At 58.3% G+C, this 14871-nt stretch carries 12 protein-coding genes, 1 pseudogene and 1 riboswitch; of the genes and pseudogenes, 9 read left to right on the plus strand and 4 right to left on the minus strand.

Annotated elements, in window-relative coordinates; genetic code table 11:
* Nucleotide 1 precedes the first annotated feature (1 nt).
* Together leuC and leuD are read left to right on the plus strand one after the other, a co-directional pair.
* Complete coding sequence (leuC, locus tag DAI21_RS00835; protein WP_107702263.1) at nt 2–1402, plus strand: 3-isopropylmalate dehydratase large subunit; 1401 nt, start codon at nt 2–4, stop codon at nt 1400–1402.
* Between the two features lie 10 nt (nt 1403–1412).
* Nucleotides 1413–2018 carry a 3-isopropylmalate dehydratase small subunit gene (leuD, locus tag DAI21_RS00840; RefSeq protein ID WP_102104590.1) on the plus strand — a complete coding sequence of 202 codons (606 nt, stop codon included), beginning with the start codon at nt 1413–1415 and terminating at the stop codon, nt 2016–2018.
* Between the two features lie 32 nt (nt 2019–2050).
* On the opposite strand, the gene DAI21_RS00845 is transcribed toward leuD, so the two are convergent.
* Together DAI21_RS00845 and sgrT are read right to left on the minus strand one after the other, a co-directional pair.
* Complete coding sequence (locus DAI21_RS00845) at nt 2051–3229, minus strand: sugar efflux transporter (protein ID WP_107702264.1); 1179 nt, start codon at nt 3227–3229, stop codon at nt 2051–2053.
* Between the two features lie 120 nt (nt 3230–3349).
* Nucleotides 3350–3502 (minus strand): glucose uptake inhibitor SgrT, encoded by a 153-nt coding sequence (gene sgrT / locus DAI21_RS00850; protein WP_100777656.1) that lies wholly within the window; start codon nt 3500–3502, stop codon nt 3350–3352.
* A gap of 87 nt (nt 3503–3589) precedes the next feature.
* Here sgrT and sgrR point away from each other — a divergent pair, with 87 nt between their 5' ends.
* From sgrR to thiQ, 4 genes are all read left to right on the plus strand, one after another.
* Nucleotides 3590–5245 carry an HTH-type transcriptional regulator SgrR gene (sgrR, locus tag DAI21_RS00855; protein ID WP_102104588.1) on the plus strand — a complete coding sequence of 552 codons (1656 nt, stop codon included), beginning with the start codon at nt 3590–3592 and terminating at the stop codon, nt 5243–5245.
* A 36-nt stretch (nt 5246–5281) separates the two neighbouring features.
* Nucleotides 5282–5382: riboswitch (TPP riboswitch) on the plus strand.
* Nucleotides 5383–5413: 31 nt separating this feature from the next.
* A complete protein-coding gene (gene thiB / locus DAI21_RS00860; protein WP_107702265.1) occupies nt 5414–6397 on the plus strand; it encodes a thiamine ABC transporter substrate binding subunit in 984 nt (327 codons plus the stop codon).
* Nucleotides 6373–7983: a thiamine/thiamine pyrophosphate ABC transporter permease ThiP gene (gene thiP, locus DAI21_RS00865; protein WP_107702266.1), complete on the plus strand. Its 1611-nt coding sequence runs from the start codon at nt 6373–6375 to the stop codon at nt 7981–7983. The genes thiB and thiP overlap by 25 nt, the downstream gene beginning before the upstream one ends.
* On the plus strand, nt 7967–8671 hold the full coding sequence (gene thiQ / locus DAI21_RS00870; RefSeq protein ID WP_107702267.1) for a thiamine ABC transporter ATP-binding protein ThiQ: 705 nt from the start codon (nt 7967–7969) through the stop codon (nt 8669–8671). The genes thiP and thiQ overlap by 17 nt, the downstream gene beginning before the upstream one ends.
* A gap of 57 nt (nt 8672–8728) precedes the next feature.
* On the opposite strand, the gene DAI21_RS00875 is transcribed toward thiQ, so the two are convergent.
* Nucleotides 8729–9496: a DedA family protein gene (locus tag DAI21_RS00875; protein ID WP_102104584.1), complete on the minus strand. Its 768-nt coding sequence runs from the start codon at nt 9494–9496 to the stop codon at nt 8729–8731.
* A gap of 128 nt (nt 9497–9624) precedes the next feature.
* Nucleotides 9625–10467, minus strand: a complete 843-nt coding sequence (gene araC, locus DAI21_RS00880; RefSeq protein WP_100777662.1) for an arabinose operon transcriptional regulator AraC — start codon at nt 10465–10467, stop codon at nt 9625–9627.
* Nucleotides 10468–10804: 337 nt separating this feature from the next.
* Between araC and araB the strand changes: the two are divergent.
* The 3 genes and pseudogenes from araB to araD all read left to right on the plus strand — a co-directional run bounded on the left by araB (nt 10805) and on the right by araD (nt 14804).
* Nucleotides 10805–12513 (plus strand): annotated as a pseudogene (araB, locus tag DAI21_RS00885) (ribulokinase).
* A 10-nt stretch (nt 12514–12523) separates the two neighbouring features.
* Nucleotides 12524–14026: an L-arabinose isomerase gene (gene araA, locus DAI21_RS00890; RefSeq protein WP_107702268.1), complete on the plus strand. Its 1503-nt coding sequence runs from the start codon at nt 12524–12526 to the stop codon at nt 14024–14026.
* 82 nt (nt 14027–14108) lie between these two features.
* Nucleotides 14109–14804: an L-ribulose-5-phosphate 4-epimerase gene (gene araD, locus DAI21_RS00895; RefSeq protein ID WP_107702269.1), complete on the plus strand. Its 696-nt coding sequence runs from the start codon at nt 14109–14111 to the stop codon at nt 14802–14804.
* The last annotated feature ends 67 nt before the right edge of the window (nt 14805–14871 follow it).

Here is a 14871-nt window from a genome sequence, read left to right on the forward strand (position 1 = left end):
CATGGCGAAGACGTTATACGAAAAATTGTTTGATGCGCACGTAGTTTACTCGGCACCAAACGAAACCCCGCTGCTGTACATTGACCGTCATCTGGTGCACGAAGTGACGTCACCGCAGGCCTTTGACGGTCTGCGCGCGCACAATCGTCCCGTTCGCCAGCCGGGTAAAACCTTCGCCACGATGGATCACAACGTGTCGACTCAGACCAAAGACATCAACGCGTCGGGCGAGATGGCGCGTATCCAGATGCAGGAGCTGATTAAGAACTGCAACGCCTTCGGTGTTGAGCTGTACGATTTGAACCACCCGTATCAGGGCATCGTCCACGTAATGGGTCCTGAGCAGGGTATCACCCTGCCGGGAATGACCATCGTCTGCGGCGACTCCCACACCGCCACGCACGGCGCGTTCGGTGCGCTGGCGTTTGGTATCGGAACCTCCGAAGTCGAGCACGTTCTGGCGACGCAAACCCTGAAACAGGGCCGCGCGAAAACCATGAAAATCGAAGTCAACGGTCAGGCGGCGGCAGGTATCACCGCGAAAGACATCGTGCTGGCGATTATCGGTAAAACCGGCAGCGCAGGCGGAACCGGTCACGTGGTGGAGTTTTGCGGCGATGCTATCCGTGCATTGAGCATGGAAGGCCGTATGACCCTGTGCAACATGGCGATCGAGATGGGTGCTAAAGCCGGTCTGGTCGCACCGGACGAGACCACTTTCAACTATGTGAAAGGCCGTCTGCACGCGCCGAAAGGCAAAGATTTTGACGAGGCGGTGGAATACTGGAAAACCCTGCAAACCGACGACGGCGCGACATTCGATACCGTTGTCACCCTGCAGGCAGAAGATATCGCACCGCAGGTTACCTGGGGTACCAACCCAGGCCAGGTGATTTCCGTTAACGACAACATTCCCGATCCGGCCTCGTTTGCCGATCCGGTGGAACGCGCAAGCGCCGAAAAAGCGCTGGCGTACATGGGCCTGAAACCGGGCATTCCGCTGACCGACGTGGCAATCGACAAAGTGTTTATCGGCTCCTGCACCAACTCTCGCATCGAAGATTTGCGTGCAGCAGCAGAAATTGCCAAAGGCCGTAAAGTCGCGCCCGGCGTGCAGGCGCTGGTCGTGCCAGGCTCTGGCCCGGTGAAAGCCCAGGCTGAAGCTGAAGGGCTGGATAAGATCTTTATCGAAGCCGGTTTTGAGTGGCGTTTACCGGGCTGCTCCATGTGTCTGGCCATGAACAACGACCGTCTGAACCCAGGCGAGCGCTGCGCCTCCACCAGCAACCGTAACTTTGAAGGCCGTCAGGGCCGCGGTGGACGTACCCATCTGGTCAGCCCGGCAATGGCAGCGGCTGCCGCTGTGACCGGCCATTTTGCTGATATTCGTGGTTTGAAATAAGGAGACAATCATGGCAGAGAAATTTACCCAACATACGGGTCTGGTTGTCCCGCTGGATGCGGCGAACGTTGATACGGACGCCATCATTCCCAAGCAGTTCTTACAGAAAGTGACCCGCACTGGCTTTGGCGCGCACCTGTTCAACGACTGGCGTTTTCTCGACGATCAGGGCCAGCAGCCGAATCCCGAGTTCGTTCTGAACTTCCCGGAATTTAAAGGCGCATCGATCCTGTTAGCCCGTGAAAACTTTGGCTGTGGCTCATCCCGCGAACACGCCCCGTGGGCCCTGACGGACTACGGTTTTAAAGTGGTGATCGCCCCAAGCTTTGCTGACATCTTTTACGGCAACAGCTTCAACAACCAACTCCTGCCGGTGACGCTGACCGACGAACAGGTCGATGAACTGTTCGCGCTGGTGAAGGCGAATCCGGGCATTTCGTTTGAAGTGGATCTGGAAGCGCAGGTGGTGAAAGCGGGTGACAAAACTTACAGCTTTAAAATCGACGACTTCCGCCGTCACTGCATGATCAACGGCCTCGACAGCATTGGTTTGACCCTGCAGCACGAAGCCTCCATTGCGGCCTACGAAAACAAACAACCGGCGTTTATGCGCTAACGAAAAAGGCCCGCGCAAGCGGGCCTTTTTGTTTAACTCTCTTTGACGCGAAGCGTCAGCGCCAGCGTCACCAGCGAGATCCCCGCAATCACCCAATACACGGCAAAGTGACCATAGCTTTGCGCCAGCGCTCCCTGAATCACCCCCGCCAGAATCACCCCGGTCGAAATACTGTTGGTGAATAACGTCGTGGCTGAGCCCGCCCGTCCGGGCATCAGGTCCTGGAACCACAGCATCCCAATCCCGGCGACAATGCCGATAAAAATCGCGTTAAACAGCTGCAACGCCAGCAGCGCTTCGCGACTGTGAAACAGGATCAATCCCAGGTAAAACAGGACGCCAGCCGCCACCGCAACCACCATCATCCGGCGTTTGCCAAAGCGCTTCACGTAAAAGCCCGCGAGGATCATGGCCGGGATTTCCAGCCCGGCGGCGGTGCCCATTAAGATCCCGGCGAGCTTATCCGGCAGCCCCAGATCGCTGCTGATCCACAGGGGCATATCGATGATATACATGGTGTTGCAGGTCCACATCAGCGTCGAGGCTATAAACAGCATACGCACGTTTTTATTGTGCCAGCCGCTCACGTGGGTGACGGGCGTATCCGCCGCCTGCTCCACCCGGGCGACCGACGGCAGCACAAAGGCAATCAGCGCCAGGCTGATGGCAAAAATCCCGGCCGCAATGGAGAACATCACCGTAAAGCCGTAATTCAGCGCCAGCATAAAGGCCAGCGGCGGGCCGATCACCCACGCCAGGGAGAGTTGTGCACGCATCACCGAGCTGAACATCACCACTTCCCGCGCCGAGCTGTCCGCGTACTCACGGGCGAGCGCAAAAAGCTGCGGCATGGCGGTATTGGCAAGCGAGGCCAGCAGCACCCCGCAGGTGAGCAGCGTCAGATAGTGGCGGTTGAAGGCAAACAGCAGAGCGTTGCCGATGGCCATCGCGCAACAGAACAGAATTAATTTGCGGCGATCGCCCTGGCTGTCGGATCGTTTTGCCAGCCACAGGCTAACCAGGATCCCGGCAATGGCGTTGACCGTGTAAAACAGGCCCACCCAGAAAGGCTGTGCGCCCACCTCACGACTCAGGAACAGGCTCAGGGTCGGCGCCTGTAGCGCCCCCGCGACGCCCATCATAAAGGCCACCAGCATAAAAGCGGCATACACGCCGTTCAGGCGGCGGCCCATCGTCATCAACCAGAGCATGCGCAGTTCCTTGTCAAAGAGGAGCGAAATGGAGAGGCAGTGTAAACGAAAAAAGCCAGCAAAAACATTTTGCTGGCGGGTGATAAGCACCAATACTCAGTCACACATGGTCGAGGCGAGTCAGCGGTCAGAGGTCGATTTCGTAACGTCCCACTGCATCAGATCTTCAAGCATTTTCAGGCGCTGTTCTGCGCACTGGCGGGCCAGCCAGGACACTCCCTTTGTCGCTGAAAAGTAGTGCTGATAAAACTGACGTGCGGTAGACCTCTTCATATTTACCTCCTCACTTCAACAAGGAGGATTATTGGCTTAATATGAGGATTAATAAATTGCTGATTTTTTGTCAGGAGTTCCCCTTTTATGCCGTCTGGTCGTCTGCAACAACAATTCATCCGCCTCTGGCAGTGCTGCGAAGGCCAGTCAAAAGAGACCACGCTGAACGAGCTGGCGGAACTGCTGAACTGCTCGCGCCGCCACATGCGCACGCTACTGAACACCATGCAGCAGCAGGGCTGGCTGAACTGGGAGGCGGAGGCGGGGCGCGGAAAGCGTTCGCGCTTAACCTTCCTGTATACCGGTTTGGCCTTACAACAGCAGCGCGCTGAAGACCTGCTGGAGCAAGACCGCATCGATCAGCTAGTGCAGCTGGTGGGCGATAAAGCCGCCGTGCGCCAGATGCTGGTCTCCCATCTGGGCCGCAGCTTCCGCCAGGGAAAGCATATCCTGCGCGTGCTCTACTACCGTCCGATGAAAAACCTGCTGCCGGGCACGGCGCTACGCCGCTCCGAAACGCACATGGCGCGACAAATCTTTAGCGGCCTGACGCGCATAAATGAGGAAAACGGGGAACTGGAAGCTGACATCGCGCACCACTGGCAGCAACTTTCTCCGCTGCACTGGCGCTTTTTTTTGCGTCCCGGCATCCATTTTCACCATGGCCGCGAGCTGGAGATGAACGATGTGATCGCTTCTCTGCAGCGCGCTCGCGGGCTGCCGCTCTACTCCCACATCGCACACATTCACTCTCCCACCGCCTGGACGCTGGATATCGAGCTTTCCGAGCCTGACCAGTGGCTGCCGTGGTTGATGGGTTATGTCCCGTCGATGATTTTGCCTCATGAATGGGAGAGCATGCCCAGTTTCGCCAGTCAGCCCGTCGGCACCGGCCCTTACGCCGTGATGCGCAATAACAGTAACCAGTTGAAAATCCGCGCCTTCGATGACTACTTTGGCTACCGCGCGCTGATTGACGAGGTGAATGTCTGGGTGCTGCCGGACATCAGCGAAGAGTTCAGCCCCGGCCTGACGCTGGAAGGCCCGACCGAAGGCGAAAAAGCCGTCGAAAGTCGCCTCGAAGAGGGCTGCTACTATCTGCTGTTTGACGCCCGCACCCACCGGGGTGCCAGCAGCGAGGTGCGTCAGTGGGTCAGCCAGATCCTCGCCCCCGCCAATCTGATCTATCAGGCGGAAGACCAGCACCAGACCTACTGGTTCCCGGCCTACGGGCTGCTGCCTCGCTGGCACCACGCCCGTCCTGGGCGCGGCGAAAAGCCCGCCGGGCTGGAAACCATTACCCTCACCTATTATCGCGAACACGTTGAGCACCGCTTTATTGCGCGCATCATGAGCAAACTGCTGGCCGCGGAAGGCGTGACGCTGGAGATTCAGGAGGTGGATTACGATGAATGGCATCGCGGCGAAGCGGTGAGCGATATCTGGCTCAACAGCGCGAACTTCACTCTACCGCTCGATTTCTCGCTCTTCTCGCACCTGTATGAGATCCCGCTGATCCAGCACTGCATTGCCCGCGACTGGCAACAGGATGCCGCTCAGTGGCGCGCCGGAGAGATGAATCTGGCGGTCTGGTGCCAGCAGTTGCTGTCCCAGCAGGCGATGGTACCGCTGATCCACCACTGGCTGATGATCCAGGGACAGCGCAGTATGCGCGGCTTACGCATGAATACGCTCGGCTGGTTTGACTTTAAATCCGCCTGGTTTGCGCCGCCGGAACCATAACACTTTCGTAATATTCACCAAATCATTACAATACCGCCGTTCTCAACGGGGTGCTGCATCGATGATGTGCGCTGAGATAATACCCGTCGAACCTGATCCGGATAACGCCGGCGAAGGGATTTGAGGCTGTCGCTCAAAATCCTTTGCCACTCAACTTTGAGGTGCAAAGTGTTAAAAAAAGTTCTCCCCCTGCTGGCGCTCTTCGCGCTGCCTGCGTTTGCTAAGCCCGTTTTAACGGTCTACACCTACGACTCCTTTGCCGCCGACTGGGGCCCAGGCCCGGTGGTCAAAAAAGCCTTTGAAGCCGACTGTCACTGCGAACTGAAATTCGTGGCGCTGGAAGATGGCGTTTCGCTGCTCAACCGTCTGCGGATGGAGGGTAAAAACAGCAAGGCCGACGTGGTGCTGGGCCTGGATAACAACCTGCTGGAAGCAGCCTCGCAAACCAAACTCTTTGCCAAAAGCGGTATCGCCGCCGATGCGGTGAACGTTCCGGGCGGCTGGAAAAACGACACTTTTGTCCCCTTCGATTACGGTTACTTCGCCTTCGTCTACGATAAAAACACGCTGAAGAATCCACCGAAAAGCCTGAAAGAGCTGGTCGAGAGTGACCAGAAATGGCGCGTGATTTATCAGGACCCACGCACCAGCACACCGGGCCTTGGCCTGCTGCTGTGGATGCAAAAAGTGTACGGCGACAAAGCGCCGGAAGCCTGGCAAAAACTGGCGGCGAAAACCGTCACCGTCACCAAAGGCTGGAGTGAAGCCTACGGCCTGTTCCTGAAAGGCGAAAGCGATCTGGTCCTGAGCTACACCACTTCGCCGGCCTACCACATTATCGAAGAGAAAAAAGACAACTACGCCGCCGCTAACTTTGCCGAAGGCCACTATCTGCAGGTGGAAGTCGCCGCCCGCACCGCGGCCAGCAAAGAGCCGGAACTGGCCGAGAAGTTCCTGAAATTTATGGTCTCGCCTGCGTTCCAGAACGCCGTCCCGACGGGCAACTGGATGTATCCGGTGACCGACGTCAAACTGCCTGCGGGCTTCGATCAGTTGAGCAAACCGCAAACCACGCTGGAGTTCACCCCGCAGCAGGTTTCCACTCAACGCGCCGCCTGGATCAGTGAATGGCAACGCGCCGTCAGCCGCTAATTCCCGGCTGGCTGCTCCCTGGGCTGACTGCCGCCACGCTGATGGTGGTGGTGAGCCTGGGGGCTTTTCTTGCCCTGTGGCTGAACGCACCGCAAAGCGATCTCGCCGCGCTGTGGCACGATAGCTATCTCTGGCACGTGGTGCGATTCTCCTTCTGGCAGGCGTTTCTCTCAGCCCTGCTCTCGATCGTCCCAGCGATCTTTTTGGCGCGGGCGCTTTATCGCCGCCGCTTCCCCGGAAGACAAGCGCTGCTGCGCCTGTGCGCGATGACATTGATCCTGCCCGTTTTGGTCGCCGTCTTCGGTATTCTGAGCGTGTATGGGCGCCAGGGGTGGATTGCCACGCTGTTGAATGCGTTTGGCATCGAATGGACATTTTCGCCTTACGGCCTGCAGGGCATCCTGCTGGCCCACGTCTTTTTCAATATGCCCATGGCGACGCGACTGTTCTTACAGGCGCTGGAAAATATCCCGGGTGAACAGCGACAACTGGCCGCCCAGCTCGGAATGCGCGGATTTGCCTTCTTTCGCTTTGTTGAGTGGCCGTGGCTGCGGCGGCAGATTCCGCCCGTTGCAGCATTAATTTTTATGCTCTGCTTCGCCAGTTTTGCCACGGTGCTGTCGCTGGGCGGCGGCCCGCAGGCCACCACCATTGAGCTGGCGATCTATCAGGCCCTGAGTTACGACTACGATCCGGGTCGTGCGGCGCTGCTGGCGATGCTCCAGATGTTCTGCTGCCTGGGGCTGGTCCTGCTCAGCCAGCGACTCAGTAAAGCCATTGCAGTGGGGAGCCATCAGGTAAACGGCTGGCGCGATCCGCAGGACAGCCTGAGCAGCCGCCTGAGCGATCTCCTGCTTATCGTACTTGCACTGCTGTTACTCCTCCCGCCGCTGCTGGCAGTGGTGGTGGATGGTCTCAATCTGAATCTGATTTCGGTGCTGCAACAGCCGGTGCTGTGGCAGGCGCTGTGGACGTCGCTGCGGATCGCCCTCGGCGCCGGGTTGCTGTGCGTCCTGCTGACCATGATGCTGCTCTGGAGCAGCCGCGAACTTTACGCCCGCCACTCCCGAATCGCCGGGCAAGCGCTGGAGCTGAGCGGGATGTTGATTCTGGCGATGCCGGGCATCGTGCTGGCGACCGGGTTCTTTTTGCTGTTCAGCAGCACCATCGGATTACCCGAGCACGCCGACGGGATCGTCATTTTTACCAATGCGCTGATGGCGATTCCCTATGCCCTGAAAGTGCTGGAAAACCCGATGCGCGACCTGAGCGCCCGCTACACTCTGCTCTGTCAGTCGCTGGGGATGCGCGGCTGGCAGCGAGTGAGGGTCGTTGAACTCCGCGCCCTGAAACGCCCTCTGGCGCAGGCGCTGGCCTTTGCCAGCGTGCTGTCGATTGGCGATTTCGGCGTAGTGGCGCTGTTTGGTAATGACGATTTCCGCACGCTGCCGTTCTGGCTGTATCAGCAAATCGGCTCGTATCGCAGTCAGGATGGTGCCGTGACGGCCCTGCTCCTGCTGCTGCTGTGCTTTACCCTCTTCACCGTTATCGAAAAACTTCCGGGGCGCGATGCTAAAACTGACTGATGTAACCTGGCTTTATCAGCACCTGCCAATGCGCTTTACGCTCTGTGTCGAACGCGGAGAGATGATTGCCATTCTCGGCCCAAGCGGTGCCGGGAAAAGCACGCTGCTCAATCTGATTGCCGGTTTCCTGCCTCCGGCGCGCGGCGAGATGTTGATCGACGGACAAACGCACACCCATACGCCGCCGTCCCGGCGCCCGGTGTCGATGCTGTTCCAGGAAAATAATCTGTTTACCCATCTGACGGTGCGACAGAATATCGGCCTGGGAATGGACCCCGGCCTCAAGCTGACGGCGCTTCAGCGTGAGAAACTCGAAGCGATTGCCCAGCAGATGGGGCTGAATGAATTTCTTGAACGTTTACCTGGTGAGCTTTCTGGCGGGCAGCGTCAGCGCGTCGCGCTGGCTCGCTGTCTGGTGCGGGAACAGCCGATTTTGCTCCTCGACGAGCCGTTCTCGGCCCTCGACCCGGCCCTGCGTCAGGAGATACTGTTGCTGGTAAAAGAGGTGTGTCAGCAAAAAAATCTCACCATGCTGATGGTTTCGCACAGCGTGGAAGACGCCGCCAGAATCGCGGCGCGCTCCGTCGTGATTGCCGACGGGAGAATTGCCTGGGACGGGGAAACGCAGGAGCTGATAAGCGGGAAGGCAAGTGCCTCAGCGTTGTTGGGAATAATGCAGCCGCAGTAAGCCCGGCAAACAATGCGCCACCGGGCAATCTCAGGCCTGGTGGCGGCTGAAAATCGCCTATCGGCTCACCACCTTCAACAAAATCTCGCCATACACCGGCATCAGCGGATGACGAATCAGCGCCACCAGCGCCACCACGGCCACCCCGAGCGTCAAAGGTGCCAGCCACAACAGGCGGCCACGCGGCAGATACTGGGTGAGGCGATCCGTACCGGCTTTCGCACTGCGCCACAGGCGCCAGCACAGCCACACCGCGACCCACAGCAGCAGCGCGGTGGCTAACAGCAGCCATTTAAAATGGCCGCTTTGCGCATCGGCGGGGATATCAATCGCCGCACCGGCCAGAATGCCCGGCAGGAAATAGAACGGCGGCCAGAAGACGCAGCCGATGATATTGGGCAGTATAAATTTTGAAACGGGCAGATCCAGCATCCCGGCAACCATCGGCACCAGCGGACGCGTCGGGCCGACAAAACGCCCGACCAGAATGGTAAACATACTGTGCTGATGGAGGGCATGCTCGGTTTTGTCGAGCAGCGCTTTGTTCTTTTTCATGAACGACCAGCGGTGCAACGGCTTTTTGAAGCGCCAACCTAACCAGAAAGAGATCCAGTCGCCCAGCAGACAGCCAACGATACCGGCCATCCACGCCTGCCAGAAGTTCACCTCGCCGCTGCCAATCAGCGCACCGAGGCCCGCCATCATGACAGTGCCAGGTAAAATCAGCCCCACCAGCGCCAGCGATTCCAGAAAGGCGACCAGCGCGACAGCGATCAGCGAGTAGGCCACGGACTGCGTAATAAAATGTTCCAGCAATGCCTGCATAACGATTCCGGTCAGATAACAGAGCAGGGATTCTGCGAAGTGCTTCCTGCCTCGTCAAGACAACAATTGTCTGAATAGTTTACCGGGTGCCGCCAGACTTCACCTGTTTGTTTCGTTTTATTTACGTTTTACTCACATCCGGCGCGGAATTCGCTCGGGCTGGCGCCGGTGCATTTCTTGAATACGCGGGAAAAATAGAGCTGATCCTCAAAGCCGACGTTACGCCCCACGGTGGCAATCGGCATACGCGTGGTGCTGAGAAGCAGTTTGGCCTGGCTGATGCGCTGATCCTCGCGCCAGCTCAGAACGCTCACCCCCAACTGCTGACGGAAGAGGTGTGACAGGCGCGACGGCGACAGGCAGACGTGCTGCGCGACCCCCGCGATATCAAACTGGCTGTCCGACAGATGATCGCTGATGTACTGGCAGGCGTCGCGCACGCGATTGTCCAGCGGCGGATTAAGGGAGGCGTTAATCGCCTCCATGCGCCGCAGCAACAGCTGTTCGAGCAGATTAATCGCCAGCAGCTCGGCGTAGCGTCCGCCCGCCTGGGCTTCGATGATCTGAGCAAAAAGCTCGCGGAACTGCGCCTGATGCGCTTCGTCGGGCCGGTAAAAACCGGTGTGGGCAAAAATCGACGGCCAGGCCAGCCACTCCTGCCAGTAAGCGCGCGGGCGGAAATAGACCCACTGGTGATACCACTCTTTCGCGTCGGGATGGCGGCCGTAGTGGTGAATTTCTCCCGGCGGGAACAGCAAAATATCGCCAGGGCGACAGACAAACTGCCGATCGTTATTTTTGATCACCCCCTCACCGCGCACGGTGATATTCAGGATATAGCCTTTCATGCCCAGCGGGCGATCGACGAAAAAGTCGAGGTAACCCTCGGCTTCGATAGGGGTCAGCCCCGCCACCAGATGGGCGTTGAAGGAGTACCCCGGCAACAGGGGATCGTTTTGTGTTTCGGCCATAAACAGGTCACTCCCGACGGTCAATAAGGAAACAAATTGTCCATATCTATAAAAGCGGTATAAAAACGGGTCGTTAAGAGAATCACATCGCCTGCCCTCTCTTTTAACTCCGCTTTGTCTCGGCCTTTACCCCAGATTCATCCACGATCTCGTGCAAATCAGCAGTAACAAAAGTGTCTATAACTGCGGCAGAAATGTCCACATTGAATATTTGCACAACGTCACACTTTCCACCTCAACAGCAATTTAATCCATAAGATTAGCGGATCCTGCCTGACGATTTTCTCCCTCAATCTCTAATGTTGATCCATACCCGTTTTTTGATGGAGCAACATAAATGGCAATTGCGATTGGCCTCGATTTTGGCAGTGACTCAGTACGCGCTCTGGCGGTGGAGTGTCGTACGGGCCAGGAGATAGCAACCAGCGTTGAGTGGTATCCGCGCTGGCAAGAGGGGCGTTACTGCGATGCGCCAAATAATCAGTTCCGCCATCATCCGCGCGATTACATCGAATCGATGGAAGCGGCGATCAAAACCGTTCTGGCCGAATTGAGCGAAGATCAGCGCGCACAGATCGTCGGTATTGGCGTGGACAGCACCGGCTCAACGCCTGCCCCCGTCGATGCCGAAGGCCGCGTGCTGGCGCTGCGCCCTGAGTTTGCCGACAACCCGAACGCCATGTTCGTGCTGTGGAAAGACCATACTGCGGTTGAGGAAGCCGAAGCCATCACCCGTTTGTGCCATCAGCCTGGAAAAGCGGACTACTCCCGCTACATTGGCGGCATTTATTCCAGCGAATGGTTCTGGGCCAAGATTTTGCACGTCACCCGTGCCGACCGTGACGTGGCGCAGGCCGCCGTGTCATGGATTGAGCTGTGCGACTGGGTACCGGCCCTGCTGTCGGGCACCACCCGCCCGCAGGATATTCGCCGTGGACGCTGCAGCGCCGGGCATAAGTCCCTGTGGCATGAGAGCTGGGGCGGACTGCCTCCTGCGGCGTTCTTTGATGAACTCGATCCGATTCTCAATCAAAGCCTGAAATATCCGCTGTTTAACGACACTTATACCGCCGACATTCCGGTCGGCACCCTGAGCGCAGAGTGGGCACAGCGTCTGGGCTTGCCGCAAAACGTGGCGATTTCCGGCGGCGCGTTCGACTGCCATATGGGTGCCGTCGGCGCGGGCGCACAGCCTAATACGCTGGTGAAAGTGATTGGTACCTCCACCTGCGACATCCTCACCGCTGATAAAGCCAGCGTCGGCGACCGCGCCGTGAAAGGTATTTGCGGCCAGGTGGACGGTAGCGTGGTTCCTGATTTTATCGGGCTGGAGGCCGGACAATCCGCCTTCGGCGATATCTACGCCTGGTTTGGCCGCGTGCTCGGCTGGCCGCTGGATCAGCTGGCGGAAACACATCCGGAGCTGAAAGCGCAGATCGCGGCCAGCAAAAAACAGCTTCTCCCGCAGCTGACGGAAGCCTGGGCGAAAAACCCGTCCCTTGATCATCTCCCGGTGGTGCTCGACTGGTTCAACGGTCGTCGCACACCGTTTGCCAACCAGCGTCTTAAAGGCGTGATTACCGATCTCAACCTGGCAACCGACGCCCCTGCGCTGTTTGGTGGCCTGATTGCGGCCACCGCCTTTGGCGCGCGCGCCATCATGGAGTGTTTCACCGAGCAGGGCATCGCCGTGAACGAGGTGATGGCGCTCGGCGGCATCGCGCGTAAAAACCCGGTGATCATGCAGGCCTGCTGCGACGTGCTGAACCGTCCGCTGCAGATCGTCGCCTCCGATCAGTGCTGTGCCCTGGGGCCGCCATTTTCGCGGCAGTCGCGGCGGGTGTTCACGCAGATATTCCGACCGCTCAACAGCACATGGCGAGCGCCGTCGAGAGCACGCTCCAGCCTCGCCCTCAGCAGGCCCAACGCTTCGAGCAGCTTTATCAGCGCTACCTGCAATGGTCGAAAAGCGCCGAACAACACTATCTCCCTGTCGCCGCCCCGGCCAAAAACACCGCGGAAAAACCGGCAACCCTGACACATTAAGGACACGATAATGAGCATTTTTAATAATTATGAAGTGTGGTTTGTCATTGGCAGCCAGCATTTATACGGCCCGGAAGCGCTGCAACAGGTGACGAAACACGCGGAGCATGTGGTTAACGCCCTCAATGCGGAGGCCAAACTGCCGTGCAAACTGGTGCTGAAACCGCTCGGAACCACGCCAGACGAAATCACCCACATCTGCCGCGACGCGAACTACGACGACAAATGCGCCGGGATGGTGGTGTGGCTGCACACCTTCTCTCCGGCCAAAATGTGGATCAACGGCCTGACCATCCTCAACAAACCGCTGCTGCAGTTCCATACCCAGTTCAACGCTTCCCTGCCGTGGGACAGCATCGATATGGACTTTATGAACCTGAACCAGACCGCGCACGGCGGCCGCGAGTTTGGCTTTATCGGCGCGCGTATGCGTCAGCAGCACGGGGTAGTGACCGGCCACTGGCAGGATCAACACGCGCAGCAGCGCATCGGCTCGTGGATGCGCCAGGCCGTCTCCAAGCAGGATACCCGTCATCTGAAAGTGGTGCGTTTTGGCGACAACATGCGCGAAGTGGCAGTGACGGACGGCGATAAAGTCGCTGCACAGATTAAGTTTGGTTTCTCCGTTAACACCTGGGCCGTGGGCGATCTGGTGCAGGTGGTGAACGAAATCAGCGACGGCGATATCAGCGCGCTGGTGGACGAATACGAAAGCAGCTACCGCCTGACCGCTGCGGCGCAGATCAACGGCGATAAACGTCAGAATGTGATCGATGCGGCGCGCATTGAGCTGGGGATGAAACGCTTCCTGGAACAGGGCGGCTTCCACGCCTTTACCACCACATTTGAAGACCTGCACGGCCTGAAACAACTGCCAGGCCTGGCGGTACAACGTCTGATGCAGCAAGGCTATGGCTTTGCGGGCGAAGGCGACTGGAAAACCGCCGCCCTGCTTCGCATCATGAAGGTGATGTCGACCGGTCTACAGGGCGGCTCCTCATTTATGGAGGATTACACCTACCACTTCGAGAACGGCAACGATCTGGTGCTCGGCTCGCACATGCTGGAAGTGTGTCCATCCATCGCCGTCGAAGAGAAACCGATCCTCGACGTGCAGTACCTGGGCATTGGCGGCAAGGCCGATCCGGCCCGTCTGATCTTCAACACCCGCACCGGCCCGGCGATAAATGCCAGCCTGATCGATCTGGGCGATCGTTTCCGCCTGCTGGTGAACTGCGTGGATGCCGTGGAGACCCCGCATTCATTGCCGAAACTGCCCGTCGCGAACGCCCTGTGGAAAGCGCAGCCGGATCTGCCGACCGCGTCTGAAGCCTGGATCGTGGCCGGTGGCGCGCACCACACGGTCTTCAGCCACTCGCTGGATCTGAACGATATGCGCCAGTTCGCGGAGCTGCACGACATCGAGCTGACCGTCATCGATAACGACACCCGTCTGCCAGCGTTTAAAGACGCGCTGCGCTGGAACGAAGTCTATTACGGTTCAAAACGTTGAGCACGTGCCCGGCGGCACGTCGTCTGCCGGGCTTATAAACCCAGGCCGGATAAGCGAAGTGCCATCCGGCAAGGAGAACAGAATGCTTGAAGCATTAAAGCAGCAGGTGCTGGAAGCCAACCTGGCCCTGCCGAAACACCAGCTCGTCACCCTCACCTGGGGCAACGTCAGCGCTGTCGATCGGGAGAAAGGGGTGTTTGTGATTAAGCCGTCCGGCGTGGATTACAGCGTGATGACCGCCGAGGATATGGTGGTGGTGAGCATCGCGACCGGAGAAGTGGTCGAAGGGAAGAAAAAGCCCTCTTCCGATACGCCAACCCATCGCCTGCTCTATCAGTCATTCCCGTCGATTGGCGGTATCGTGCATACCCACTCGCGCCACGCCACCATCTGGGCGCAGGCCGGACAATCCATTCCGGCGACGGGCACGACCCATGCCGACTATTTTTACGGCACCATCCCATGCACCCGTAAAATGACCGATGCGGAAATTAACGGCGAGTATGAGTGGGAAACGGGCAACGTGATCGTCGAAACCTTTGAAAAAGCGGGAATCGATGCAGCGCAAATGCCGGGCGTGCTGGTGCACTCCCACGGGCCGTTTGCATGGGGCAAAAACGCCGAAGATGCGGTGCATAACGCCATCGTGCTGGAAGAGGTCGCCTATATGGGGATCTTCTGCCGCCAGCTGGCGCCACAGCTTCCGGATATGCAGCAAACCCTGCTGGATAAACACTATCTGCGCAAGCACGGTGCGAAAGCGTATTACGGGCAGTAAATCGGGAACAGGGACATTATTGGCCGGATAAGCTCAGTGCCATCCGGCAAAATCACACCTGTATATA

Source organism: Lelliottia sp. WB101, assembly GCF_003051885.1.
Lineage (GTDB): Bacteria > Pseudomonadota > Gammaproteobacteria > Enterobacterales > Enterobacteriaceae > Enterobacter > Enterobacter nimipressuralis.

Coding starts and splice junctions, on each gene's coding strand:
- leuC (WP_107702263.1), top strand. CDS start 2: ATGGCGAAGACGTTATACGAAAAATTGTTTGATGCGCACGTAGTTTAC.
- leuD (WP_102104590.1), top strand. CDS start 1,413: ATGGCAGAGAAATTTACCCAACATACGGGTCTGGTTGTCCCGCTGGAT.
- DAI21_RS00845 (WP_107702264.1), bottom strand. CDS start 3,229: ATGCTCTGGTTGATGACGATGGGCCGCCGCCTGAACGGCGTGTATGCC.
- sgrT (WP_100777656.1), bottom strand. CDS start 3,502: ATGAAGAGGTCTACCGCACGTCAGTTTTATCAGCACTACTTTTCAGCG.
- sgrR (WP_102104588.1), top strand. CDS start 3,590: ATGCCGTCTGGTCGTCTGCAACAACAATTCATCCGCCTCTGGCAGTGC.
- thiP (WP_107702266.1), top strand. CDS start 6,373: ATGGCAACGCGCCGTCAGCCGCTAATTCCCGGCTGGCTGCTCCCTGGG.
- thiQ (WP_107702267.1), top strand. CDS start 7,967: ATGCTAAAACTGACTGATGTAACCTGGCTTTATCAGCACCTGCCAATG.
- DAI21_RS00875 (WP_102104584.1), bottom strand. CDS start 9,496: ATGCAGGCATTGCTGGAACATTTTATTACGCAGTCCGTGGCCTACTCG.
- araC (WP_100777662.1), bottom strand. CDS start 10,467: ATGGCCGAAACACAAAACGATCCCCTGTTGCCGGGGTACTCCTTCAAC.
- araA (WP_107702268.1), top strand. CDS start 12,524: ATGAGCATTTTTAATAATTATGAAGTGTGGTTTGTCATTGGCAGCCAG.
- araD (WP_107702269.1), top strand. CDS start 14,109: ATGCTTGAAGCATTAAAGCAGCAGGTGCTGGAAGCCAACCTGGCCCTG.